Below are 22,948 nucleotides of genomic sequence, written 5' to 3' on the forward strand. Positions count from 1 at the left end.
CGGAGGCCGCCGGTGCGGCGGGCGCGCGCCCGGGAGCGCTCAGCCCGCCGCACCGCCCCCCGCACCGCCCCCGCGCACGTACTCGATCAGCCGCGCGTAGCTGTCCCCGCCGTGCCCGGCGGCCACCGCCCGGGACGCCAACTCCCGCAGCAGCCGCGGAAGACCGGTGGACACCGAGCCCAGCTCGCTGGCGTGGACGAGGATATCCATGGTCATGAGGTGGAGGTCCAGGGGGAAACCGGCGGCCGGGTAGCGGCCCGCGTCGATCTGCGGGGCGTAGGCGGACATGAACAGGCCGACCGCCTTCAGGTACCGGCCGGCGACCTCCGTGAACGCCGTCGCCGGGACACTTCCGCCGGGGCCCTCGCAGCCCGTGAGGGCCACCCCGTGCAGCCAGCCCGTGAGCGAGGACCACAGCAGGCCCAGCAGCGCCGTGTCGTACACGGAGGACAAGGCCGGGTCGGGACCCAGGTGCACAGGCGAGCCGAGAGCGGCCAGGGTGGCGCGATGGGTCTCGAAGACCGCACGCGAACCGCCGTACAGCTGAAGGAAGTCGGGGTCGCCGACACCCGACGGCGTCGTCATCACCACACCGTCGAGATAGGCGGCACCGCGCGCCTCGGCCCACGCGGCCGTCTCCCGCGCGTCGGGCGGGGAACCCGAGGTGAGATTGACCAGCGTGCAGCCCGCGAGCCCGGCGGCCACCGGAGCGAGGACCTCGCGGACGGCGTCGTACGACGCCAGAGCGAGCACGCCCACCGGACTCGCGGCCAGGGCCGCCGCGGCCGACGGCGCCACCACCGCGCCACGCCCGGCCAGCGCGTCCGCCCGGCCCGGCGTACGGTTCCACACCGTCGTACGGTGACCGGCGGCCAGGAAAGCACCGGCCAGTGCCCCGCCCATCGGCCCCAGCCCCAGGACCGTCACCCGCGCGCTCATGACCGCCACCTCCCCCTCACGGCATGCGTGAGAAATCGGCTGACTCCCCCGTACAAGCCGTCTCCCCCTCATACTCCCCGCACGGGGACGTTCCATGCGCTTACCGAAGCAACGGCGGGATTGCCGCAAAACACAAGACGGCTCCACAATCAGGACAACGACGGCCCATTGCCGTCACCCCCCAAGGGGAGGGAGCCGCCTTCCGTGAACACCTTCCAGGACGTGCGGGACGCCGTCGTCATCGGGGCCGGCCCCACCGGGCTGGCCCTGGCGATCGCCCTGCGCCGCTACGGACTCGACACCACCGTCGTCGAAAAAGCACCCTCCACCAAACGCGAACCACGCGCCAGCGTCATCTGGCAGCGCGCCCTCGAAGCCCTGCGCGACCTCGGCTGCGCCGACGCCATGACCGGCCGCGGACTGCCCCTGACCACAGCCGAGTTCCACGTACGCGGACACCTCGCCGGCATCCAGGACATGCGCATGCCGCACACCGCCTTCCCCGGCCCGCTCTCCATCGAGCAGGACACCGTCGAAGGCGTCCTCCACGAACGGCTCCGCCGCCTGGGCCCCGACGTGCGATGGTCCACCGAGGCCGTGGCCGTCCGCCGCGCCGACCACGGCGCCCAGATCGACCTGCACGGCCCCGACGGACCCCCGCGCACCGTAAACTGCCGCTGGGTCGTGGGCTGCGAAGGCTCCCGCAGCCTCCTGCGCACCACCCTGGGCATCCCCTTCGAAGGGGAACAGCGCACCAACCTCCAATGCCTGCAACTCAACGCCACAGCCGACTGGGACCACCCCCAACACCCGCCGATCACCCGCATCTTCATCAACCACGGCGTCACCCTCATCACCAACCCCGTCCCCGGCGGCGCCATCCGCTTCTTCGCCTTCTGCCCCGACACCACCCCCGGGACCGAGGACCCGCCGACCACCCCGCCGACCACCGAGGACATGACCGCCGTGGTCGCCAGGGCCACCGGCATCGACCACATCCGGCTCCGGCCCACCGAACCGCACTGGGCCAACCGCTCCCGCTTCCAGGACCGCCTCGCCGCCACCCTCCGCCAGGGCCCCGCCCTCCTCGTCGGCGACAGCGCCCACCTGTGGGCCCCCATCGGCGGCCGCGGCCTCAACACCGGCCTGCTCGGCGCGCACAACCTCGGCTGGAAACTCGCCGCCGTCCACCACGGCTGGTGCGACGAGGAGTTGCTCGACACCTACTCCACCGAGCAACGCCGCCTCGCACAGGAAGTCATGCGCCACATGCGCCGCAACATCCTCGAACTCCCCCCGGACCGCCCGACCCTCACCGCGATCGGCCTCCTCCTGCCGCACGTCCTGCGCAGCGCGACCCTCTCCCGGCGCGGGTCGCTGCTCCTCAGCGACTTCGCCAGGAACCACCGCACGAGCACCCTCTCCACCACCGGAACCGGCGGCGACCGCACCGGGCCGCGCCCGGGCGACCGCGTACCCGACCTCGCCGTCACCAGCACCACGGGCCCCGCGCACCTGCACGACCTGCTGTCCTACCAGCGCTGGTCCCTGCTCCTCGTCGGCGGCACCCGGCAGCACGCGGCCGCCGCCCAGGAGCTCCTGGACCAGTACGCGGTACCGGTCGCCCTGTTCCGGATCCGCCCGCGCACCGACACCCGGGCCCGGCACCGCACGCTCCCCGACCGCACCCTGCTGCTCGTCCGCCCCGACGGCTACCTCGGCCTGCGCACCCGCACGGACGACCTGCCGGGCCTGGAGGCCTACGCACAGCGGTGGTTCAGGCGCCGGACCCGCTGACGTCCGGCAGGGGACCGCTGGGGGAGAGGTCCCCGAACCCCGCGAGGTCCAGCAGCAGACCGGGCACGTCCGTCGCCCGGTACTCCGCCCGCGCGACGACACCGCGCCCGGAACACACCAGTACCGGCCCGTCCTGCGGATCCTCCGGCAGCCGGCCGTGACTGCCCCGCACGTGCGTCGCGTCGAGCGGCACGACGGACAGCGCCGAGCGGAACCCCAGCCGCTTACGGACGAGCGCCGCACCCGCCCGCAGCCGCACCAGCGGATCGGCGGGGTCCAGGAACAGCTCCGCCGGGTCGTAGCCGGGCTTGCGGTGGATGTCGACGCACCGGGCGAAGTCGGGGGCCCGCGCGTCGTCCAGCCAGTAGTAGTACGTGAACCACGCGTCGCGCTCCGCGACGGCGATCAGCTCCCCGGAGCGCGGATGGTCGATCCCGTGCGCGGCCTTGTCCGGACCGCCCCACACATGCCCGACACCGGGCAGCGCGCCCAGCGTCGCGCGCACGCGCGGCAGGTCCGCCGGGTCGGCGACGTACACGTGCGCCACCTGGTGATCCGCGACGGCGAAGGCCCGCGACGTCCACGGGTCGAGGTACTCCATGCCCGCCTGCGTGTGCACGGCCAGCAGCCCGGCCTCGCGCAGGGCCCGGTTGATGTGCACGGGACGGCTGACGGGCGTGATCCCGTACTCGGACAGGGCCACGACGGTCGTCCCGCGCTCACGGGCCAGATCCAGCAGGGGAGCCAGCGCCCGGTCCAGGGCCTTGGCGGCGGCGACGGCCTGCGGCGAGTACGGGCCGTGGCGCTGAAGGTCGTAGTCCAGGTGCGGGACATAGACGAGCGTCAGGTCCAGCTCCCGGGAGAGCAGGAGATGCCGGGCGGTCCGCACGATCCACTCGGTCGAGGCGAGCGAGGCACGCGGACCCCAGTAGTCGAACAGCGGGAACGGCCCGAAGCGGGCGGTGAGTTCGTCGCGCAGACCGGGCGGGACGGTGTAGCAGTCGGGGGACTTGCGGCCGTCCGCGTGGTAGACGGGACGCGGGGTCACGGTGATGTCGGTGCTCGCACCCATCGCGTACCACCAGCAGACGTTGGCGACCCGGTAGCCGGGGAAGCGGCGGCGGGCCCGCTCCCAGACCTTCTCCCCGGAGACGAGCCCGTTGTGCTGCCGCCACAGCAGGACCTCGCCCAGCTCACGGAAGTACCAGCCGTTGGCGACGACGCCGTGCCGGGCCGGGGACAGGCCCGTCAGCATGCTCGACTGCGCGGGGCACGTGACGGCCGGGAACACCGGCCGCAGCGCCGCCTGGTGACCGCCGTCCTCGGCGAGCGAACGCAGCCGGGGCATGTGGCGCAGCAGCCGGGGAGTGAGAGCGGCCACGTCGAGGACGAGGAGCGGCCGGGGGCGGGGGACGCTCATGACGTGGTCTCCTCCGTCAGTCCGTGCGACAGCAACTGGGCACGCGCCCAAGCGAGTTCGGCGGCGATACCCTCGACCAGCCCGCGCTCGCCGGCCGGCCGGGCCGACTCCGGCAGCACCGACCACGTGTAGGTCTCGACCTCCAGATGCCCGGTGACCGGATGGGCGCCGCCGACGAGCCGCCCGATGGCGTCGACGAGAACGGGCCGGGTCGAGGCGAGCGGCGGGTCCGGCTCGCGGTGCAGGGGTATGTGGAAGTGGACGCGCCACGGGTCGTCCTTCGGACCGGTGCCCGCTCCGGCGCGGGGTCCGTGGCCGGGCTCCGCGGCGTGTGCGGCGTCCGGTCCGGCCTGCGGTCCGGTGCCCGGCGCGTGGCCGGGCTCTGCGGCGTGTGCGGCGTCCGGTCCGGCTTCCGGGCCGAAGCTCGGCGCGTGGTCGGGCTCCACGGCGCGTGCGGCACCTGCTCCGGCTCCCGGTCCGGTGCTCTGTGCGTGGCCGGGGAGCTTGGGTCGACGGCTTCGCCGGTCCGGTTCCCCGGCGTGTCCGTGGGCCGGTCCGGCGTCCGCGCCGGCATGCGGTCCGGGGCCGGGTCCCGGGCGCGATCCGTGACCGGCGCCCGCATCGACGGCATCGTCCAGCGCGTCGGCCAGGTCGTCCCAGCGGCGGGCGCCGCCCTGCGCGCGGGTCTGGTGCAGGAAGCGCGGCTCACGGAAGCCCTCCAGTGCCCGGCGTACCGCCGGGTCCGCCGGGGCGTCGGCCTGCAGGGCGTTGGACAACTGGGCCTTGACGACCGGCAGTCCGGCCGTCCGGAGCCGGTCCAGGGCGGTGCGGGGCTCCTCGAAGTCGACGGCCAGATGGCAGGTGTCCAGGCACACGCCGAGGTACCGGGTGTCGAGGCCGGCGAGCGCGTTCGTGCCGGCGCACGCGTCCTCGACGGTGCCCACCGCGCAGCCCGGCTCGGGCTCGAAGCCGACGCGGATCTCCCGGCCGGTCGTCTCCGCGAGACCGGCCAGCCCGGCGGCGAGTTCACGCAGGGCACGGTGGGCGGCGTGGCGGTGGTAGGCGGTCCAGGGGTGCCGCCAGCCGAGGGGCAGTGTGGAGACACTGCCGCGCGGGGTGTCGTCGGGCAGCAGGGCCGCCAGGACACGGGCCAGCCGCAGGGTGTGCGCGAGCCGGCGGGGGTCGGTCCAGTCGGGCGCGTACACGGCCCGTTTCACGACCGGTTCGTGGAAGCCGCGGTAGGGAAAGCCGTTGAGGGTCACCACGTCCAGCCCGCGCGCGGCGAGTTCGGCCCGCAGCCGCTTCACCGCCGCCGGGTCCGTGTCGAGGGCCTCGGCCGCGTCGTGGGGCAGCCACAGCCCGACGCCGAGCCGGCCGGTGCCCAGCAGCTCCCGTACCGGCTCGGCGTACGTGGCGAGTTGACGGTGGATGCCGGGAAGGTCCTCGGCGGGATGCACGTTGGTGCAGTACGCGAGGTGGACGGTGCTGCCGTCGGGATGGCGCAGACGCATCGTGATCCGTTCTGCCGGTGGAAGAAGGAGTGCGAGGGCGGGGAGTCAGCGGCCGCGGAGCACGGAGTTCCCCAAGTACGTGGCGGAGCGGTCCTCGCCCTCCCCCCGCTCCGCGTCCGCGTCCGGATCCGGCAGCACGAGCCGCCCGCTCTGCCCGTAGAAGGCGACCGGATTGCGCCACAGCACCTCATCGACGCGGTCCGCGGAGAACCCCGCGTCCCGCATCGCCAGCCCCGTACGGTACGTGGCCAGCGGATCGCTGCGCCCCCAGTCCGCCGCCGAGTTGACGACCATCCGCTCGGTGCCGTACTCGGCGAGGACCGCGACCATGCGGCGCGGGTCCATCTTGGTGTCGGGGTAGATGGAGAAACCCATCCAGCAGCCGGAGCCGGCGACGAGGCCGACCGTCAGCTCGGTGAGATGGTCGATCAGCACCCGCTCGGGCGGGAGCCCGCAGTGCCGGAGCACGTCGAGGGTGCGCCGGACGCCCGTCTCCTTGTCGCGGTGCGGGGTGTGCACCAGCACCGGCAGCCCGTGTTCCTCGGCCAGCCCCAGCTGGGTCTCCAGCGCGCGGTCCTCCTCGGGGGTCAGCGAGTCGTAGCCGATCTCCCCGACGGCCACGACCTGGTCCTTGGCCAGATAGCGGGGCAGCAGGCCGAGGACGGGCACGCAGCGCGGGTCGTTGGCCTCCTTGGGGTTGAGGGCCAGCGTGCAGTGGTGGCGGACACCGAACCGGGCGGCCCGGAAGGGCTCCCAGCCGATCAGCGAGTCGAAGTAGTCGGTGAAACTGCCGGGGTTGGTGCGCGGCTGGCCCGTCCAGAAGGCGGGTTCGACGACGGCCCGGACACCGGCGTCGCGCAGGGCCTCGTAGTCGTCGGTGGTGCGCGAGGTCATATGGATGTGCGGGTCGAAGATGCGCATCGGTTCCCCGGTATCGAGTGCGGGCGGACGAGGAGCCACAGGTCGGCGGGCACGGGACGGCCCGCGCTGCTCAGTTCCCGGGCGTGGGCGCGGGCCATGCGGTCGAGTTCGGCGTCGCGGCGTGCGCGGGGCAGGGCGATCGCGTGCAGCGGGATCCCCAGGTGCAGGCACTTGAGGACGCCGTGCCGGTGGGTGTGCGGGTCCAGGTGCCGGGCCCCGTACGGGCCGAGGGCGGCGGCCACCAGCCGGCTGTCGTGGGTGCGCAGCGCGTCGGCGGCGAGCGCGACGGCCCCGCCCCCGGGGGCGACGGCGCCCAACGCCCGGAGCACGGCGCGGCGTTCGCCCGCGTCCCCGCCGTGGTAGAGGGCCTCGGCCTCGGGGCAGAGCGCGGGGGAGGGGACCGCGGCGAGCAGCAGGGCGCGGACGGCGTCGTCCACGGTCCACCACAGGACCTCGGCCGGTGTGCCCCCGCAGACCAGGGGCTCGTCCGCCATCACGGTACGGCCGCAGCGACGTCCCGCTTCGGGGAACAGCCGGTGCAGCAGGGCCGGTTGCCGTGCTACCGCCGCGACGGCGTCCTCCAGCCAGGCGGCGGCAGCGCCGTCGAGGCGTACGGCCAGTTCGGTGCGGAGCCGCGCGGGGGAGACGGACGCGGCGTTGCCGAAGCTCATCGTGCCTCCTGCGGGGCGCGCGCGGCGGCTTCCCGCAGGAAGACCAGGGAAGCGGCGGCGGTCACGGGCGCGGCGTGGCTGTGCCGGGGCAGCTCGACACTGGTCAGCCCGCTGTACCCGGTCTCGGCGAGCGCGGCCAGCACGGGCGGGAAGTCGATGTCGCCCGTGCCGAACTCCAGGTGTTCGTGGACGCCTTGACGCATGTCCTCGATCTGGACGTTCACCAGGCGCGGCCCGGCGCGCCGTACGCACTCCGGTACGGGCAGCGGCTCCAGGCAGCGGCAGTGGCCGATGTCCAGCGTCAGCCCGAACCGGGGCGGATCCCCGAGCCCGGCGCTGAGCTCGAAATAGGAGTCCAGCGTGTCCGCGAGCATCCCCGGCTCCGGCTCGAACCCGAGCACCACGCCGTGCCGTTCGGCCTCCTCGACGGCCCAGCCACAGCCGTCGAGCAGCCGCTGCCGGGCGGTCACGGGCGAGAGGCCGGGCGCGGGCGCGCCGCTCCAGAAGGAGACGGCCTCCGCCCCGAGGTCGGCGCCCACGCGCATGGCGAGCGCGAGGTACTCCTTGCGGCGTCGCGGATCGTCGTCGAGGAGTGTGGGGGCGTGCTTGTACCAGGGGTCGAGCAGATACCGGGCGCCCGTCTCGATGACGACGGCGAGCCCGAGCCGCTCCAACTGCCGCGCGGTGGAGGCGACCCGCTGCGGCAGGCCGGGTGCGAAGGGGTCGAGATGACAGTGGTCGAGGGTGAGCGCCACCCCCTGGTAGCCGAGGTCGGAGAGCAGGGACAGGGCATCGGCCAGCCGGTGCCCGGCGAATCCGTTGGTGCCGTAGCCGAAACGGAGCCCGGCGGCGCCGGGCGGGGTGGTGCCGGGCGCGGTCCGGTCACGCGGGATCGGGCGGGGCGCGGTGGTGCGGGGCTCGCTCGTGCAGGAGGCTGCCGGGCCGGGGGGAGGCGTGCCGGGCCCGCTCGCGCGGGAGGTGGCCGGGCCGGTTCGGGGCGGTGTGGTCGACGGGGGCGTGGGCCGGGCGGTCGTGCGGGGTGTTCTGTCGGGCGCGGTCATGTGGGCGACACCTTCCGGAAGAGCCGGCGGGTCAGGGGCAGTACGGCCAGCAGCCCGGCGGCCACCGGAGCCGCGCCCGCGCGGGCGGCGCACGCCGCCTGGAGCGGCAGCAGACCGGCGATGCCCGCCGCCACGGCCCGCCGCACCCGCAGCGGATCACGGCCGCCGGCCGTGGCTTGGGCCCCTCCGAACCCGGCCGTGTACAGGCCGAGCGCCGCCGCGCGCACCGCCTGCCGGGGGCCGCCGCGATACGGACCGGGGACGGCGGCCAGCGCGGTGACGCCCCCGGTGGCGGCGAGCGTCGCGCACAGCAACGGGGCTTCGGCGCCCTCCACTTCACGGCTGCTGAGCACACTGACGACCAGGGTGTGCGCGCCGATGGCCACGGCCGCCGGCAGCGCGGCACGCAGCCGCCCGTAGCCCGCGCCCATGAGCACGTCCAGCGCCCGTGCTGCCGCCATGGTGGCGGGACCGGCCAGCGGATGCTGTTTGGCGACGAGGTCGTACGCCCACACCGTGCCGGCCAGCGGCACGGCGACCGCGAGCGTACGCCGCCCGCCCGCCGCCCCGGCCAGGGCCAGGCCCGCGCCCGTCAGCCCGGTGGCGAGGGCCAGCGCGGCGCCCGGGGTGACACGGCCGGACGGGATCGGGCGCGCGGGCCGTTCGTCGGCGTCGGTCTCGCGGTCGGCGAAGTCGTTGAGGGCCATGCCCGCCCAGTAGAGGGCGACGGAGGACAGGGCCGTCAACGGCACTGCGGCGGCCCCGAGTTCACGGCCCGCCGCCACCGCGCCCGCGAGGCTGTCGCCGGGGACGGTCAGGGCGGCGGGCGCCCGGACGAGTTCGGCGGCGGCGCGTACGGCGGGGGTACGGGCGAGCGCGGTCGCGGCCCGTACGGGCGCAGGGAGCCGCATCACGAGATCGCTCCCGGATCGGCCGCGAAGCGGAGCAGCCGCGCGTACTGGGCCGCCAGACCGTGATCCGCGCAGTCGACGGGGTCCTTGAAGAAGAACCCGAGCGCCCCGAGCGGCCCGGAGGCCCCCGCCGCGTGCGCGGCCGCCACCAGCCGGACCAGGTCCAGCACCAGCGGCGCGGCCAGCGCCGAGTCGCAGCCCTGCCACGTGAACTGGGCGCTCATCCGCGTCCCGAGGAAGCCCTCGAAGGCGATGTGGTCCCAGGCCGTCTTCCACTCGCCGAGCGAGGGCACACAGTCGATGTGCACCTCCCCCTCGACGGGGCGCCCCAGCATGCGGCCCAGCCCGCTCCGCTTGGAGGAGGTCTTGCTGAGCGCGGCTCGTGGGTCGGCGAGGGTGGCCCCGTCCCCGCCGCCCAGCAGATTCGTGCCGGACCAGGCCCGTACGCGCAGCGCCCGCATCGCGAACATGGGGGCCAGCACGGACTGGAGGAGCGTCTCGCCCGTCTTGGCGTCGCTGCCCGCGTACGGCAGGCGTAGCTCACCGGCGAGCTGGTCCAGGGCGGGCAGCCGCAGCCCGGTCGAGGGGGTGAAGTCGATGTACGGGCAGCCGGCGGTCAGGGCGGCGTAGGCGTACAGCGAGCTGGGGGGCAGTACATCGGGTCTGCTGCGCAGGGCACGTCGGAGGGTGGCGAGGTCGTGGTGCTCGGGGCGGGGGAGGGCGGGAGGTTCGGTGGAGGCGACGTTGACGACCACGACGCGGCCGAGGCGGTGGCGGTCGCGGAAGGCGGTGAGGTCGGCGGAGAGGGCGTCGGCGGTACGGGCCTGGGGGGCGGTGGTTGCGCCCTGGTGGCCGGGCTGTATCTCCCTGTCGGCGGTGGCGAGTTCGTCTTCGAGCGGGGCGAGGAATCGCTCCGGGAAGACGCCGGACGCGGCGAGTTCGGCGGCCCTCTTGGGGAGCGGGGTGTCGGTGATGTCGTGGCCGCCGAAGACGAGTGAGCCGAGCGGTGGGAGGTGCTCCTGGGGAAACCCGTGCTGTTCGGTGACGCAGCCGGTGGGCTCGGCGAGACCGGCCCGGAGGGCGGCGGCGCCGAGGACGGTGGTGGTGGCGACGGAGCCTCGGGCTCCGATCAGCCAGACGCCCGTTCTGGGCGGTGTTGCGGGCAAGTCTTCCTCCGGGGCGGGCGGTTGCCGAGCGGGAACGGCGGAGCCGGGGCTCCGCCGTGGGGCGTGACTCAGCGCTTGGGGAGTTGCGGGGGCTCGGTGCGGTAGGGCTTGAGCTCGAAGGTGGGGGCGGCGAAGGTGTCGCCGGCCAGTTTCTGTGCGAGCACCTTGTCCGCGAGGGCTTCGAGCTGATGCATGCGGCCGATGGCGGAGTCGATCTGGTGCGGGTGGCTCTTGAAGCCGGTGTCCAGGTCGTCGACGATCCTGGCGTAGAACTGGTTGAATGCGTCGGCGGCTTTCCAGGCATCGGGATAGTCCGTGTACTTGCACATCATGGGGTCTGACGGGATGTTCACGACGTCCCCGGGCTTGGGCAACCGGGTCAGCGCGGGTCCGCTGGGCTTGCAGGGGTCGTCTCCCGGTGTGTAGCCCTGCTCGTTCTTGAGCGCGGCGAACGAGTAGAAGTGGGACAGATCGCCGTTCTCGTCGAAGAGGTCGTAGTGGCCGTCTTGGTTGTCCGATCCCTCTCCTTCGTCGATGATGTCGTGCATCAGCGCGACGGCCTGCTTGACGCTGTCGACCCCGATGTAGTCCTGGCCGCCGAACCGGATGTACTGCCGTGGGAGCGACTGAGGATCGAGGTACTGCTCGATGTTCGGGATGCCTCCGTCAAGGGCTGTGATCAGAGCGCTGTAGAACGCGCCAATGGACGGGTAGGGGTCGACCAGCCTGGGGATCCCACCGGGAAGCCGATTCCGGTCGACTCCGCCGCGGACCTTGAGACAGGGGGGCGGGCTGGCCGGCTTCTCTATGAACAGCCCCAGCTTCACGAAGTCGGAACCGTAGCCCATCAGGTGGACCAGCCCGGATTGGTCCATGTCCGGGATCGCGCAGGGGTACACCGGGGCACGCTTGGCGATCTCCGGTGTACCGCCGAAGGCAATCAGGATGTTGCAGGCGATCGACATGTGGCGCATCTCGGTGACGACGATCCACTGGATGGCCTCGGCGAAGTCCTGGAACTTGTCGTCCCTGCGGTTTTTGACCGAGTACCACCCCGACAGATAGGCGGGGATAGTGGTGAATTCCAGCTGGATGGCGTCCTGGAGTTTGTCGCGGAGGGTCTCGATGTCCGTAATCGGCGGGGGCTCACTGGGCGGCGGTTTGCGCAGCATGACGGTCACTTCCTCCCTGTGCCGGGCGGGTTCACTTGGTGAGCACACGGTCGATACCGGCGAGCAGCTCCGGTGTCGGCAGCAGCGCCGAGAACACGAAGTTCTGCGCGATGACCTCGTCGGGGTGGAAGAGTTCGGAGTCCGTGTTGCGACCGATCTTCTGGAGGTACTGGTCCCACCACGCGGGTTTGGGGTCCGGGTCGTTCGGGACGAGGTACATGAGCGGCCGGCCTCCGGCGTCGAGCACCGGGATCCATGCGTCGCCGGACTGCTCGATCGCCATGAAGTACCACTGGAGGTACTGGAAGAAGTTGCCTCCTTCGTACGGCCCTTTCGCCAGGAGCACCGGGAGCAGTTCGCGGGTCACGGTGCCCGACTCCGGCCCTTCGCCGGGGAACTTCGGGACGTCGAGGGAGATACGGACGTCGAGGAGCGGGGTGTCCGGGTTGGTGATTTTCAGAGCCGGCATCGACGTCTTCGAGGAAGCGTCGGGCCAGGGCACGTCCGGCAGTTGTACGGGACTGTCGAGCCGGGTGTACCCGATGGACCGGTAGAGCGTGTCCCGTTGGGCCTGGTTGTTCTTGCTGATCAGGTGGAAGAACTCGTGGATCAGGATGTTCCGCAGGCTCGTGGTGTTCCGGGCGGGGAACAGCGGATCGCTGTCGGGCGACGCCATGAGCAGCGTCTCGACTTTGCCGGCCGGAATGACGATCGTGTCCACGTGCCGGGTGTAGGCGGCGCGCCCCTCTTCCTGGCCGGTGGTCTTCACGAGCCGGACCTCTGGCGGAAGGGTGAACGACCAGGACGCGAAAAGGGTGTTGATCTCGGTCGCGATGTCCCTGAGGGCGGCTGTCTCGTCGTCCGTCCAGGGAATGACCTGGTTGGCCACGTAGTCCAGATAGGCGTCCACGGTGACCGTGGCGACCTCCGGCCGGAGGTTGAGCCGGGCCTGCCGGTCGAAGGGGCTCTGCTGGTCGACGAAGGCGTCGTGCGCCTTGAGGACCGTACGTCCGGTGTCCACCGAGGCGGCGACGACCGTGGCGCCCGCGACGCTTCCGACGACGGTGTCGCTGTCCTTCCCGGTCACTGCATCTCCTCAAGCTTCATGTGCTTCCAGCCGTTGTGCACGAGGGTCTGGTACCTCTTGAGGACCTCGCGCTGGCCGGCGGAGAGTTCCCGCGTGACGGGCATGTAAAGGGTCGAACCCTGCGCGGCGAGTGCGGGTTCGGCGAGCTGGACGATCTGGTCGATGTTGCGGTCCACGGAGTCCTTGTCGCCCAGGTCGAGGGAGGCGTAGTACTTCATGGCGGGGTAGAGCACGTCGTGGGTGTAGAGGACGTTCTTGTAGAGGAAGTCCCAGGCGTCCTGGGGCGAGTACTGGCGCTGCCATGCCTGGTTGAACTGTTCGGGCAGGCCGTCGTGGAAGGGGAGGACCCGGACGCAGGTGTAGGAGACGGAGTTGACGGCGGCGTCCCAGGGCCCCACATGTGGCACCCCTGGCGGCTGCACGAACGGGCCGACCGTATTGGGCGGGTCGATGGCTTCCAGCAGTGACGGGAAGAAGGCGATAGTCGCGCAGCCCGGCTTGACCGGCGTGATGTCGATGGTCGCTTGGCCCGAGCCCGCCGGAACCTCGATGTCGCTCTGGAACGCGACCACCGGACCCCTGTCCTTGGACGCTGTTGGCAGTTGCCAGGATTCACCACCGGCGAGGGGAGGCGTCGGGTAGGGAATGTATTGCTGAAGCCGCAGCCGCACCGCGGATTGGGGTATCTGCCCGCGCTGCCTGACGTGCACGGTCAAGTGGGCTGTGCCGTGTTGATCGAGATAGATGCTTCGCTGGTCCGTCTCGGTCGTGAACTGGCTCTCGCGCAGTACCACGATCGGGTCCACGCTGGATGACGGCCGGTAATGCAGTTCGAAGTCGGCGGTCTCGACCGGCAGCGAAGCCGGGAGGCTGAGATCGACGAGGCCGGCGTGCGATTCGTACCAGTCCTTGTCGTAGCGGTCTGGGTCGATGGTCGCGACGTCCTTCAGCGTGTCCGATCCGGGGATCCGCAGCTTCAGCTCCAGGCTCCCGAAATTCTTCTTCTCTCCCGTGGAGTTGATTTCCGGGATGGTGTTGCCGAGATCGATGGTGACGCGGTTCTCCGTGGAATGGACTTCGAGTGCGGCGGGCCCGAGGTATCGACACACCCCCCCGGGTGCGTCGTACGCCTGCTGCGGCAGGAGAATTCGGCCACCGGGTGCGCTGGTCAGCGGATCGTCCTTGTGCCAGAGCCCGATGGTCCCAACCACCCTGGAAACACACGGATTCTGCGAGGGCGTCAGCCCCGCCTCGATCTGACTGTCCCACAGCGCGGTCAGCTTCGCGTACTGGCACGAGAGCCGCTCGTCCGGACCGGAACCGGTGTCCGGGATCTTCTTGCAGTCGGCGAACACATCCGCCGTGAAGTACTGCGTCATGTACACGGTGCATCGCACCATGAGCCCCTGGCAGTCCGCGTCCTGGACCTTCTGCTTGAACTCCTGGAGGAGTCCCGACTGGGTCCCGAAGTCCAGGGTGTCCTTCGGCAGACACACCTGAAGCACCGCACCGCCGACGCCTGCGATCTGGAGCTCACCGTCCTCATTGAGGTTGCGCTGCAGGCTCATCCACCGGGAATTCGCGTACGATCCCGGCGCGACATCGCCGACGAGGTAGCACTCCGGCGCGGTGGACGTGCCCACCCTGACCTTGCGCAGGTAGAAGTTCGTCCCCCACCAGGCGTCCGGGTTGTTGTCGACGATGCGTCCGGCGGTGTTGAACGTGCTGTGCCCGGGGAAGGCGTCACCGGCGATGTCGATCACGGCGTTGATCAGCGGATCCCCGCCCGTCACCAGATCGGCTCCGTACGCCTGCTGCGCCCCGGTGATGGTCGTGTTCGCCGAGCCGTCGTGGAGATACCACTCCATGCCGCCGAAGTAGCCCCACTCGCCGGGGTTCTGCACCCACGTGCGTTGCCCGTCGTCGAACGGCTGCAACTGAAGGGCCCACTGCGGGAATTTGTCCCGGACGTTGTCCGGGGTGATGCCGTACTGCTCCAGGAACGGCCAGTTCAGCTCGTTGTTCACGAAGTCGTAGACCGGCCACTGGTCGTTGTTGTTGCCGGTCGCCGGTGTCCATGTGGCCGCGCCCTTGAAGAACAGGCGCGGAACGGAAAGTACGCTCACAGTTCCCTCCCAAGCAGAGGTGAAACCAGAGGAGTTCGGATACGTGCCGGTGCCTCCGGCGCTCAGTCCGGGAGCCGCACCGGAAAGGTGCCCACGGTCTCCCCGCCCACGTTCAGCACGAGGCGGACCTCGGCGCCCCCGCCCCGTTTCTCCAGCGCCTCGTACTGTTCGCGCGTGAGCTCGACCACGAGGCGCCGGCCACGCTTCTCGACACGCGCCGCCCCACGGTTCCGGTGCATCCCCGCGATGGACTTGAGATCCCCGACCATGTGCCACACCGCCTTTCGTCCGTCGACGGAAGCCAAGAGCGCACAGCCTTGCGCCGACACTCCGTCGGCAACAGCCCGCGAGTGCCGTTTGAGCCGGGCCTGTGCCAAGCGGAACCGGCCAGTACGCGGTCCCGGGACCGAAGGTTTCCGGAAGGCACCACGAAATCCGACTAGAACGTCGGTAAGTAAGGCGGGGCTTCGGACCGATCCGCTGTCCAGCGCCTCGACTCCCCGAGAGAACCGGCCCCTCACGGGGCATTCACACCGCGACCGGATTCTCCACACCGGACGTGCCCCCGATCCCGACGGGGACCGCATACCTCCCCCGGCGCTTTCCGGCCTCCGGGCCGGCGGCACGGAGGCCGCGCAATTGGCGGGGAGGCGACGGGCGGCCGCCGCTCACGCCCCCTGCGTCTCCACCATCGGCGGATGGTCGTGCCACGTGCAGAACACCGAGATCTCCCGCGACCCCTTCGTGAACGTCACCCGGATCCACCCCTGGCCGCTCTGGTCCCAGGTCTGCATCTGCCAGCCGGCGGCGGGCGTCGCGGAGACCAGGGTCGCCGACGAGGCCCCCATGTCGAAGACGACACGGCCGCCGTCGACGTCCACGGGCTTGACGGATCCGCCGCCCTGCGGGTCCCGGTGCGGCGGCGGAGCGGAGGAATTCCGCGACGACGGGCCGGAACCCGGCGTCCGGGACGCCGCCCCGGGAGTCGCGCCGCCCGGGGTGTGCTGCGAGGGCCCCGCCGGGCGCCCGGAAGAGGAAGGCCCCGAAGAAGGCGTACCGGTCGCGGAGTTCGGCGTGCCGCCACCTGCGGAGGAGGCCAGAGGGGACGCACCCGGCGCGGCGGCGGAGGACGGCGCGTCCGCCACGGGGCCGTCATCGGCGGAGTTCCCCTTCCCGTCGATCACGAGCGCGTGCGGCGGATCCCCCAGCGTCCCCGACATCACCCCGCGTATTCCCCACCAGGACACGGCGACCGCAGCCCCCATGGCCAGCAGCCAGACCGAACTGCGCAGGAATCCTCGTCGCATTCCACCACATTATCCGGAGCCCGGTGACCATGGGTAATCCGATACCGCGACTGAGAATTCCCCATTCGCTTACAGCGGTTACCCGTACAACGCCCCCGCCACAAAGTGCCGTACACTTCCGCCCATGGCAAGCGTGCTCGTAGTCGAAGACGATCCGGCAGTGCGCTCCGCGCTCATCCGCCATCTCTCCGAAGCGCACCACACGGTTCGCAGTGTCGGAACAGCACTTGAGGCATTGCGCGAAGTGGCGGCCCAGTACCTGGACGTCGTCATCCTCGACCTGGGCCTGCCCGATCTCGACGGGGCGGAGGCGCTGAAGATGATGCGGGGCGTCACCGACATCCCCGTGATCATCGCGACCGCGCGCGACGACGAAGCCGAAATCGTCCGGCTCCTCAACAACGGCGCCGACGACTATCTCACCAAGCCCTTCTCGGTGGAGCAGCTTTCCGCACGGCTGGGTGCCGTACTGCGCCGTACCCAGTGCGCTCCGCAGCAATCGGCACGCGCCGGCGGTGTGCAGGAGCCGCACGACGAACTGATCCGCGTGGGCGACCTCAGCATCGACGCCTCGCGCCGGAAAGCGGCACTCGCCGGGAACTTCCTCGACCTGACCCGCCGCGAATTCGACCTCCTCGCCTTCCTCGCCCGGCGGCCCGGCGTGGTGGTCTCGCGCCGCACCCTGCTGAGCGAGGTGTGGCAGCAGGCGTACGGCGACGACCAGACCATCGACGTCCATCTGTCCTGGCTGCGCCGGAAACTCGGGGAGACGGCGGCCCGGCCGCGCTATCTGCACACCGTCCGGGGCGTGGGCATCAAGCTCGAAGCCCCGGCCCTCCCCGCCCCCACGGCGCTCCACGGCCCGTGAGGTGGCAGCTGGTCCGCGTGTGCCTGGCCGTGACCGTCATGGTCGTGGCCGCCTTCGCGGTGCCCCTGGGTGTCGCCGTGCAGGACATGGCCCGCAACAAGGCGTTCACCAACGCCGAACGGCAGGCCGCCACGATCGGCCCCGTCCTCACCGTCACCACCGACCGGCAGCAGCTGGAGCGGGCGATCGCCTCCACCCAGTCCGGCGCCCAGCGGCGCATGGCGGTGCACCTGCCCGGTGATCCGGGCACGTCCGGCGGCAACGCGCGGGACCTGGGCGAGAGCCGGGCCCGTACCGAGGACGTCCAAACGGCCCGGCACCACGGGCAGTTGTCCCGGGCGGCGGTCAAGGGCGGCTGGGTCGTGCTCCAGCCCATCGCCCTGGAGGCCGGGCGGATGGCCGTCGTCGAAGTGTTCGTGCCCAAGGGGGAGACCACGGCCGGGGTGGGCTCCGCCTGGCTCGTACTCGCCGGGGTCGCGGGCGCCCTGCTCGTCGGCGCCGTGGCCGTCGCCGACCGGCTCGGCCGCCGCATGGTGCGGCCCGCCGAACGGCTCGCGCACGCGGCGCAGGGCTTCGGCGAGGGCATGCTCGCCGAACGCGTGACGGAGGAAGGGCCGACGGAACTGCGCTCGGCGGCCGTCGCGTTCAACTCCATGGCCGACCAGGTCGTCGAACTGCTGGAGAACGAGCGCGAGCTGGCGGCCGACCTCTCCCACCGGCTGCGCACCCCGCTGACCGTACTGCGCCTGAACGCGGCCTCCCTGGGCGAAGGACCGGCCGCCGAACAGACCAGGGCCGCCGTCGAGCAGCTGGAGCACGAGGTCGACACGATCATCCGTACCGCCCGCGCGCACCGGCCCCGGACCCACGGCCCGGCCGTGGACGTCACGGGCTGCGACGCGGCCGAAGTCGTCCGCGAACGCATGGAGTTCTGGTCCGCGCTGGCCGAGGACGAGGAGCGCGAGACCCGGCTGGCCGGCGTCACCGAGCCCGTGCACCTGCCCGTGCCCCGCGCCGAACTGGCCTCCGCGCTCGACGTGATGCTCGGCAACGTCTTCCGGCACACCCCGCCCGGCACCGCCTTCGCGGTCGACGTGCACCCGGGCGAGGGCAGCGTCATCGTCCTCGTCTCCGACGCGGGCGAGGGCATCGCCGACCCGGAAGCGGCCCTGCGGCGCGGCAACGACGGCGACCGCCCCGGCTCCACGGGCCTCGGCCTCGACATCGTGCGCCGGCTGGCCGAGTCGGCGGGCGGCGACATCGCCGTCGGCCGCTCGGCGGTCCTCGGCGGCGCGGAGATCAGCGTGCGCATCCCCCGCGACGCGAACCCCCCGAGGGGCAGCCGCCGTTCCCACCGCACCCGAGGCCCACGCGGCCGCCGCGCGGAACGCGGCGGAAGCCGCCGGGGCGTACGGACACGGGCGGGGTGACCCGGGGGCGCCTCCCCTCCGATCAGCCCGCCCCCTCCTCCCCCTCACCCCCGATCAGCCCCGCACGGTAGGCCAGCACCGCCGCCTGCGTCCGGTTGCTCAGGCCGAGTTTGGCCAGGGTGCGGGAGACGTACGTCTTCACGCTCGTGGCGGCCAGGTGCAGTTCGCGGGCGATCTCGTCGTTGGTCATGCCCGCGCCGATGAGCCGCAGCACGTCCCGTTCGCTCCCGGTGAGGGAAGCGAGCCGGGAACCGGCGGCGGTGATGCGGTCCGGGGGCCGGTGCGCGGCGAGGCGCAGGAGTCGGCCCAGGACCGCCGGGGCGAAGACCTGCCCGCCGGAGGCGACGACGCGCAGGGCGGACAGCAGCTCCTCGCACTGGAGGTCCTTGAGGAGGAAGCCGCTCGCCCCGGCGTCGAGCGCTTCGAGGACCTGCTCCTCGTCGGCGGTCGTACCGATGACCAACACCCTTGGCGGGGACGGGAGATCCCGCAGCACCCGCAGGGTGCGGATGCCGTCGAGTCCACCCGGCATCCGCAGGTCCATCAGGACGATGTCGGGTTCCCACAGCCGGGCCTGCATGATGGCCTCCGCCCCGTCGGCGGCCTCGCCCGCCACCACGAAGTCGTCCGACGCGCGGACCATCATCCGCAGCCCCGAGCGTGCGATGGCCTGGGCGTCGGCGACAAGAACGCGTACGGTCACAGCGCCTGCTCCATGAAGGGTTGTTCAGTGAAAGGTTCGGTCACCACGAGCTCCGCCGGCAGCGAGACCACCACCGTGGTGCCCCGCTCCGTCGAGTCCAGACAGACACGGGCGCCGTGCAGCGAGGCCAGACAGTTGACGACGTACAGGCCCGTACGGTCCGACTGCACCCAGTCGACGGGCAGTTCGCTCTGCAGGGCCACGTTGAGCGCGTCGAGCCGGTCGGCCGGAATGCCCTCGCCCTGGTCCATGACGCGCACGACCGCGCCGCCGTCCTGGGCGTACTCGACGGCCACGCGGACGGAGCGGTCCCAGGGCGAGAACCGCAGCGCGTTCTCGATGAGCTCGGCCATCATGTGCGTCACGCCGTGCACGGCGTGGGCCCGCACGTACACGGCCTGATAGGCCGGTTCGACGGCGACCCGGGTGTAGTCCTCCACCTCGGCGGCCGCCGCGCGCAGCACGTCCACGAGGGGGGCGTCCTCGCGGTGGCTGCGGGCCGGGTCCTCGCCCGCGAGCGCCAGGACCGTCTCGTCGTGCCGGCGCATCTGCGTGGCCAGGTGGTCCAGCCGGAACAGCGCCTCCAGGACGGCCGGGTTCTGCTCGGCCATCTGCAACGACGACAGCAACTCCAGTTGCAGACCGACCAGTACGTGACGGCGCCGGGAGAGGGACGCGAGCTTGGTGTGCACGGCGGCCCGCAGTACCGCCTGCTGCGAGGTCTGCCGCACCGCTTCCCGTACGACGGCGTCGAAGGCCCGCGCCACCTCGCCGACCTCGTCGCCGTATGCCGGTCCGACGGGTGTCACGTCCAGCGTGACCCGCGCCGGGTCGTGCGCGCGGGCCATCCGCTGGGTGAGGAGCGGGAGTTCGTTCTGGGCCTTGAGCGCGGACCGCCGCAGCCGGTGCAGCCGCCGGACGAGCCTGCGGACGGCCAGGGCCGCGAGGACGGCCGAGACCAGCAGGGCGGCGGCGGCCGCGACGGACCGGTTGACCATCGACTGCCGGGTGGCGTCCTCCGCCCGCGTACGGTCCGTCAGGTCCCGTTCCAGAAGCGTGGACTGGACCTCGTGCATCCGGTCCAGGACCCGCGAACTGCACGTCACCCAGTCCGCGGCGGGCGGCCGCTTGCCGCCCAGGGCCTGCGTCAGCGGCCCCGACAGACAGGAGTCGTCGACGGCGGAGCCGGGATCGGACCGGCCGAGTTCCTCGGCCATGAAGCGGCGCACCCCCTCCTGCTCGGCGAGGAATGTCTTCTCATCGGCTGTCAAAGTGCCCTGCCCGAGAGGGGAGTTGAGAAGCGAACGCTGGGCGGACAGCGCGCTCGCCCCGGCCGAGATCGCCTGCGCGGCCCGGCCGGCCCCGGGACCCCCGTCGGGCAGCAGCGCGTCGAGCGCCGCGACGACGGACGTGTAGGCGTCCGTCGCGGGCAGCAGCCCCGCCCGCTTGCCCATGTCGCTCCCGCGCACCTGCGGCAGCCGCTCGACCGCCGCACCGGCCCGCGCGAGCCGGTCCGCGAGCGGGCGGTCGGCCGCGCTGCGGGCGGCGGCTTCGCGGTACGCGTTGAGCGCGGTGTCCGTGGCTGCCCGCCGCTTGTTCACATCGTCGGTCACCTTGCCGCCGGCCAGCGCCAGGGCGTCCCGCTCGTTGCGCAGGTCACGCGCGAGGGCCGCGGCGGCGACACCCAGCACCGCGCGTTCGCTGTCGGTGACTTGGGCGGCGTGCGCCGCGCGGGCGTCACGCAGCTGGAGCACCGCGAGCGCGACGGCGAGGGCGACCGGCAGGGCCAGCACCAGGGCCATCGTCGTGCCGAGCCGTCTGCGGCGCAGCCAGTTCATGATCGTCGGTCCCCGTCGTCGGTACGTACGTGCGGCCGGTCTCAGCCGGGCTGGAGGAAGAACCGGCCCAGGTGCTCGCGGGTCTCGTGGTCGAGCAGCGCGGAGATCTCCTGGGCCATGACGGCGGCGGCGTACATCACTTGACCGGTGTCGGTGTCCGATCCGGCGAGCACGACCAGAGCGGTGCGGTCGTCGACGGGCGCCATGCACAAGTGGTGGCGGCGCATGGTGATGACCGTCGCGCCCACCCAGCCGCCGCCGTACGCGTGGGCGGCCGCTTTCGTCAGCGACATCAGGCTCGACGAGAGGGCCGCCAGCCGTTCGGCGTCCGCCTTCGCCCGGTCGGTCGCTGCGTCGGCGCACAGGACGAGACCGCCGGTGGACAGCAGCACGGTCCGTTCGATGCCCGGGGTCGCCGCGGTGTGCTCCTGGACGACGGTACGGACCTCCAGGGAGCGGTCGTCGGCTGACTGCTTCATGGCGCGTTTCTCCGGTGTCGAAGGGGGCGGGGGAGGGGGAGAGGGCGGGCGGTTGCCGGTGAGGCGTCGGGGAGGCTTCGTTCCAGCGCGTGCTCGACCGCGCGGATCAGGGTGCGTCGTACGTCCTCGCGCCGACGGGCGTCGGTGTGCACGACGGGCACGCGCGGACCGGCACCGAGGGCCGTACGGACCTCCTGCGCGTCCAACTCGCCCTGACCGTCGGCCTGGTTGACCGCGATGACGTACGGGATGCCGTACTCCGCGAACCAGTCCGCCGCCGCGCGGGAGCCGTCCGGGCGCCGTCCGTCCACGAGGACGACGGCGCCCGTCGAGCCGCGCGCCACGTCGCCCCACAGGAACCGGAAGCGGTCCTGGCCCGGCATGCCGAACAGGTGCAGCACCAGGGAGCCGGCCAGGGTGACCCGGCCGAAGTCCATGACCATGGTGGTCGTCCGGGCGCCGTCCGGACCGCCGGCAGCGGGCGCGGCGGGGGCGGCGGAGGCAGCGGGGTCGGCGGGGGCTGGGACTGTGGTGGCTGGGACCGTGGCGGCCACCGGGGCCGTGGTCACGACGGCCTCGGTCCGCAGCGGCTCGATCTCCGAGACGCTGCCGATCAGCGTGGTCTTGCCGCAGCCGGGACCCCCGGCCACGACTATCTTGGCGGAAGAGGGCCGCGCGAGCGCGTGCTCAGATCTTGCGAAGTCCACTGAGGACCCTTTCCATCAGCTCGGTACTCGGCTGTTCGTCACCGGCGGGTTCGACGATCGAGAGCAGCCCCGTCCGGGACAGGTCGGCGATCAGTACGCGCGCCACGCCCACGGGCACGCCCACCCGCGCCGACACCTCCGCCACGGACGTCGGCTGCACGCACAACCGCAGGATCCGCTCGTGCTCCGGCTGGCCCGCCCCCGGCGGCAGCCGGCGCGCGGTGCGCACCAGGGCCTCCAGCGGCAGGTCGAGGCTGCTCACCGTCCGTCCGGCGGTCAGGGCGTACGGGCGCGGGGCCAGCGGCGCGGGCCCCGACGCCTCAGCCGGCCGGCGCGGCATGGTCCCTCAGCGTCGAGCGCAGTTCGGCCGTCAGGACATGGCCCACCCGGCGCACGAGCCGGGTCATCTGGTAGCCGAGCACGGAGCGGTCGGTGCCCGCGTCGGCCGCCACGGCCAGCAACGAGCCGTCGGAGATCCCCACCACGACGAGGATGCCGTGCTGCATCTCCAGGACGGTGCGCTGCACTTCGCCCGAGGCGTGCAGGTCCGCCGCCGCGTGCCCGAGCGCCGCGAGGCCGCTCGCGATGGGGGAGAGCAGCTCGGGGGCGGGCGCCTCGGGCCCGGCCGCGCGGGCCAGGAGCACACCGTCGGAGGAGACCACGGCCACGTCGAAGACACCGGGCAGGTCGTTGCGGAACCGGTGCAGCACCCAGTGGAAGTCCCGGACCCGGTCGGTGCCGGGGCGGGAGGGGGACTGCGGCGCCGCCGCGCCGGGGGTGTGCGGGGACTGTTGCGGTTCGTGGGAAGGCTGAATGGCTTGCGAAGGCCGCATG

General features: G+C 72.3%; 21 protein-coding genes and 1 pseudogene. 3 read left to right on the forward strand and 19 right to left on the reverse strand.

Annotated elements, in window-relative coordinates; genetic code table 11:
• Positions 1-39 precede the first annotated feature (39 nt).
• Positions 40-939, reverse strand: a complete 900-nt coding sequence (locus tag ACFP1Z_RS18880) for an NAD(P)-dependent oxidoreductase (RefSeq protein ID WP_390317619.1) — start codon at positions 937-939, stop codon at positions 40-42.
• Positions 940-1,143: 204 nt separating this feature from the next.
• Between ACFP1Z_RS18880 and ACFP1Z_RS18885 the strand changes: the two genes are divergently transcribed.
• The gene (locus tag ACFP1Z_RS18885; RefSeq protein ID WP_390317620.1) at positions 1,144-2,736 is read left to right on the forward strand and encodes an FAD-dependent monooxygenase; all 1,593 of its coding nucleotides are present in this window, start codon (positions 1,144-1,146) and stop codon (positions 2,734-2,736) included.
• Here ACFP1Z_RS18885 and ACFP1Z_RS18890 read toward each other — a convergent pair.
• The 12 genes and pseudogenes from ACFP1Z_RS18890 to ACFP1Z_RS18945 form a co-directional block, all read right to left on the reverse strand.
• Entirely contained in the window at positions 2,717-4,156 is a 1,440-nt protein-coding gene (locus ACFP1Z_RS18890) for an alkaline phosphatase family protein (RefSeq protein ID WP_390317621.1), read from the reverse strand. The genes ACFP1Z_RS18885 and ACFP1Z_RS18890 overlap by 20 nt on opposite strands.
• 629 nt (positions 4,157-4,785) lie before the next feature.
• Positions 4,786-5,667 (reverse strand): annotated as a pseudogene (eboE, locus tag ACFP1Z_RS18895) (metabolite traffic protein EboE); the annotation flags it as partial.
• Between the two features lie 45 nt (positions 5,668-5,712).
• Positions 5,713-6,588 carry a TatD family hydrolase gene (locus ACFP1Z_RS18900; protein ID WP_390317622.1) on the reverse strand — a complete coding sequence of 292 codons (876 nt, stop codon included), beginning with the start codon at positions 6,586-6,588 and terminating at the stop codon, positions 5,713-5,715.
• Positions 6,558-7,259 (reverse strand): EboA domain-containing protein, encoded by a 702-nt coding sequence (locus ACFP1Z_RS18905; protein ID WP_390317623.1) that lies wholly within the window; start codon positions 7,257-7,259, stop codon positions 6,558-6,560. Before ACFP1Z_RS18905 ends, ACFP1Z_RS18900 begins: the two co-directional genes overlap by 31 nt.
• Complete coding sequence (locus tag ACFP1Z_RS18910) at positions 7,256-8,320, reverse strand: sugar phosphate isomerase/epimerase family protein (RefSeq protein WP_390317624.1); 1,065 nt, start codon at positions 8,318-8,320, stop codon at positions 7,256-7,258. Before ACFP1Z_RS18910 ends, ACFP1Z_RS18905 begins: the two co-directional genes overlap by 4 nt.
• On the reverse strand, positions 8,317-9,231 hold the full coding sequence (locus tag ACFP1Z_RS18915) for an SCO3242 family prenyltransferase (RefSeq protein WP_390317873.1): 915 nt from the start codon (positions 9,229-9,231) through the stop codon (positions 8,317-8,319). Before ACFP1Z_RS18915 ends, ACFP1Z_RS18910 begins: the two co-directional genes overlap by 4 nt.
• A complete protein-coding gene (locus tag ACFP1Z_RS18920; protein ID WP_390317625.1) occupies positions 9,231-10,397 on the reverse strand; it encodes an inositol-3-phosphate synthase in 1,167 nt (388 codons plus the stop codon). Before ACFP1Z_RS18920 ends, ACFP1Z_RS18915 begins: the two co-directional genes overlap by 1 nt.
• Before the next feature lie 68 nt (positions 10,398-10,465).
• Positions 10,466-11,569 (reverse strand): ferritin-like domain-containing protein, encoded by a 1,104-nt coding sequence (locus ACFP1Z_RS18925; protein WP_390317875.1) that lies wholly within the window; start codon positions 11,567-11,569, stop codon positions 10,466-10,468.
• A 31-nt stretch (positions 11,570-11,600) separates the two neighbouring features.
• Positions 11,601-12,656 (reverse strand): hypothetical protein, encoded by a 1,056-nt coding sequence (locus ACFP1Z_RS18930; protein ID WP_390317626.1) that lies wholly within the window; start codon positions 12,654-12,656, stop codon positions 11,601-11,603.
• The gene (locus tag ACFP1Z_RS18935) at positions 12,653-14,782 is read right to left on the reverse strand and encodes a hypothetical protein (RefSeq protein ID WP_390317627.1); all 2,130 of its coding nucleotides are present in this window, start codon (positions 14,780-14,782) and stop codon (positions 12,653-12,655) included. The genes ACFP1Z_RS18930 and ACFP1Z_RS18935 overlap by 4 nt, the downstream gene beginning before the upstream one ends.
• A 62-nt stretch (positions 14,783-14,844) precedes the next feature.
• Positions 14,845-15,051 (reverse strand): hypothetical protein, encoded by a 207-nt coding sequence (locus tag ACFP1Z_RS18940; protein WP_390317628.1) that lies wholly within the window; start codon positions 15,049-15,051, stop codon positions 14,845-14,847.
• 399 nt (positions 15,052-15,450) lie between these two features.
• Positions 15,451-16,089 (reverse strand): hypothetical protein, encoded by a 639-nt coding sequence (locus ACFP1Z_RS18945; protein WP_390317629.1) that lies wholly within the window; start codon positions 16,087-16,089, stop codon positions 15,451-15,453.
• Positions 16,090-16,213: 124 nt separating this feature from the next.
• On the opposite strand from ACFP1Z_RS18945, the gene ACFP1Z_RS18950 reads away from it, so the two are divergent.
• Entirely contained in the window at positions 16,214-16,957 is a 744-nt protein-coding gene (locus ACFP1Z_RS18950; protein ID WP_390317630.1) for a response regulator transcription factor, read from the forward strand.
• Positions 16,954-18,387 (forward strand): HAMP domain-containing sensor histidine kinase, encoded by a 1,434-nt coding sequence (locus ACFP1Z_RS18955; RefSeq protein ID WP_390317631.1) that lies wholly within the window; start codon positions 16,954-16,956, stop codon positions 18,385-18,387. Before ACFP1Z_RS18950 ends, ACFP1Z_RS18955 begins: the two co-directional genes overlap by 4 nt.
• A 22-nt stretch (positions 18,388-18,409) precedes the next feature.
• Here ACFP1Z_RS18955 and ACFP1Z_RS18960 read toward each other — a convergent pair whose 3' ends face one another.
• Genes ACFP1Z_RS18960 through ACFP1Z_RS18985 form a run of 6 tightly spaced genes read right to left on the reverse strand, consistent with a single transcriptional unit; the run spans position 18,410 to position 22,947 of the window.
• Positions 18,410-19,090 carry a response regulator gene (locus ACFP1Z_RS18960; protein ID WP_390317632.1) on the reverse strand — a complete coding sequence of 227 codons (681 nt, stop codon included), beginning with the start codon at positions 19,088-19,090 and terminating at the stop codon, positions 18,410-18,412.
• Positions 19,087-20,928 carry a sensor histidine kinase gene (locus tag ACFP1Z_RS18965; RefSeq protein WP_390317633.1) on the reverse strand — a complete coding sequence of 614 codons (1,842 nt, stop codon included), beginning with the start codon at positions 20,926-20,928 and terminating at the stop codon, positions 19,087-19,089. The genes ACFP1Z_RS18960 and ACFP1Z_RS18965 overlap by 4 nt, the downstream gene beginning before the upstream one ends.
• A 41-nt stretch (positions 20,929-20,969) precedes the next feature.
• The gene (locus ACFP1Z_RS18970; RefSeq protein ID WP_390317634.1) at positions 20,970-21,407 is read right to left on the reverse strand and encodes a roadblock/LC7 domain-containing protein; all 438 of its coding nucleotides are present in this window, start codon (positions 21,405-21,407) and stop codon (positions 20,970-20,972) included.
• Positions 21,404-22,057 (reverse strand): GTP-binding protein, encoded by a 654-nt coding sequence (locus ACFP1Z_RS18975; RefSeq protein WP_390317635.1) that lies wholly within the window; start codon positions 22,055-22,057, stop codon positions 21,404-21,406. The genes ACFP1Z_RS18970 and ACFP1Z_RS18975 overlap by 4 nt, the downstream gene beginning before the upstream one ends.
• 37 nt (positions 22,058-22,094) lie before the next feature.
• Positions 22,095-22,454 (reverse strand): DUF742 domain-containing protein, encoded by a 360-nt coding sequence (locus ACFP1Z_RS18980; protein WP_390317636.1) that lies wholly within the window; start codon positions 22,452-22,454, stop codon positions 22,095-22,097.
• Positions 22,435-22,947, reverse strand: a complete 513-nt coding sequence (locus ACFP1Z_RS18985; protein ID WP_390317637.1) for a roadblock/LC7 domain-containing protein — start codon at positions 22,945-22,947, stop codon at positions 22,435-22,437. Before ACFP1Z_RS18985 ends, ACFP1Z_RS18980 begins: the two co-directional genes overlap by 20 nt.
• Position 22,948: the final 1 nt, after the last annotated feature.

It is taken from the genome of Streptomyces gamaensis (genome assembly GCF_042656465.1).
GTDB classification, from domain to species: Bacteria; Actinomycetota; Actinomycetes; order Streptomycetales; family Streptomycetaceae; genus Streptomyces; species Streptomyces gamaensis.

Coding starts and splice junctions, on each gene's coding strand:
- ACFP1Z_RS18880 (WP_390317619.1), bottom strand. CDS start 939: ATGAGCGCGCGGGTGACGGTCCTGGGGCTGGGGCCGATGGGCGGGGCA.
- ACFP1Z_RS18890 (WP_390317621.1), bottom strand. CDS start 4,156: ATGAGCGTCCCCCGCCCCCGGCCGCTCCTCGTCCTCGACGTGGCCGCT.
- ACFP1Z_RS18900 (WP_390317622.1), bottom strand. CDS start 6,588: ATGCGCATCTTCGACCCGCACATCCATATGACCTCGCGCACCACCGAC.
- ACFP1Z_RS18905 (WP_390317623.1), bottom strand. CDS start 7,259: ATGAGCTTCGGCAACGCCGCGTCCGTCTCCCCCGCGCGGCTCCGCACC.
- ACFP1Z_RS18910 (WP_390317624.1), bottom strand. CDS start 8,320: ATGACCGCGCCCGACAGAACACCCCGCACGACCGCCCGGCCCACGCCC.
- ACFP1Z_RS18915 (WP_390317873.1), bottom strand. CDS start 9,231: ATGCGGCTCCCTGCGCCCGTACGGGCCGCGACCGCGCTCGCCCGTACC.
- ACFP1Z_RS18925 (WP_390317875.1), bottom strand. CDS start 11,569: ATGCTGCGCAAACCGCCGCCCAGTGAGCCCCCGCCGATTACGGACATC.
- ACFP1Z_RS18940 (WP_390317628.1), bottom strand. CDS start 15,051: ATGGTCGGGGATCTCAAGTCCATCGCGGGGATGCACCGGAACCGTGGG.
- ACFP1Z_RS18945 (WP_390317629.1), bottom strand. CDS start 16,089: ATGCGACGAGGATTCCTGCGCAGTTCGGTCTGGCTGCTGGCCATGGGG.
- ACFP1Z_RS18950 (WP_390317630.1), top strand. CDS start 16,214: ATGGCAAGCGTGCTCGTAGTCGAAGACGATCCGGCAGTGCGCTCCGCG.
- ACFP1Z_RS18965 (WP_390317633.1), bottom strand. CDS start 20,928: ATGAACTGGCTGCGCCGCAGACGGCTCGGCACGACGATGGCCCTGGTG.
- ACFP1Z_RS18970 (WP_390317634.1), bottom strand. CDS start 21,407: ATGAAGCAGTCAGCCGACGACCGCTCCCTGGAGGTCCGTACCGTCGTC.
- ACFP1Z_RS18980 (WP_390317636.1), bottom strand. CDS start 22,454: ATGCCGCGCCGGCCGGCTGAGGCGTCGGGGCCCGCGCCGCTGGCCCCG.
- ACFP1Z_RS18985 (WP_390317637.1), bottom strand. CDS start 22,947: ATGCGGCCTTCGCAAGCCATTCAGCCTTCCCACGAACCGCAACAGTCC.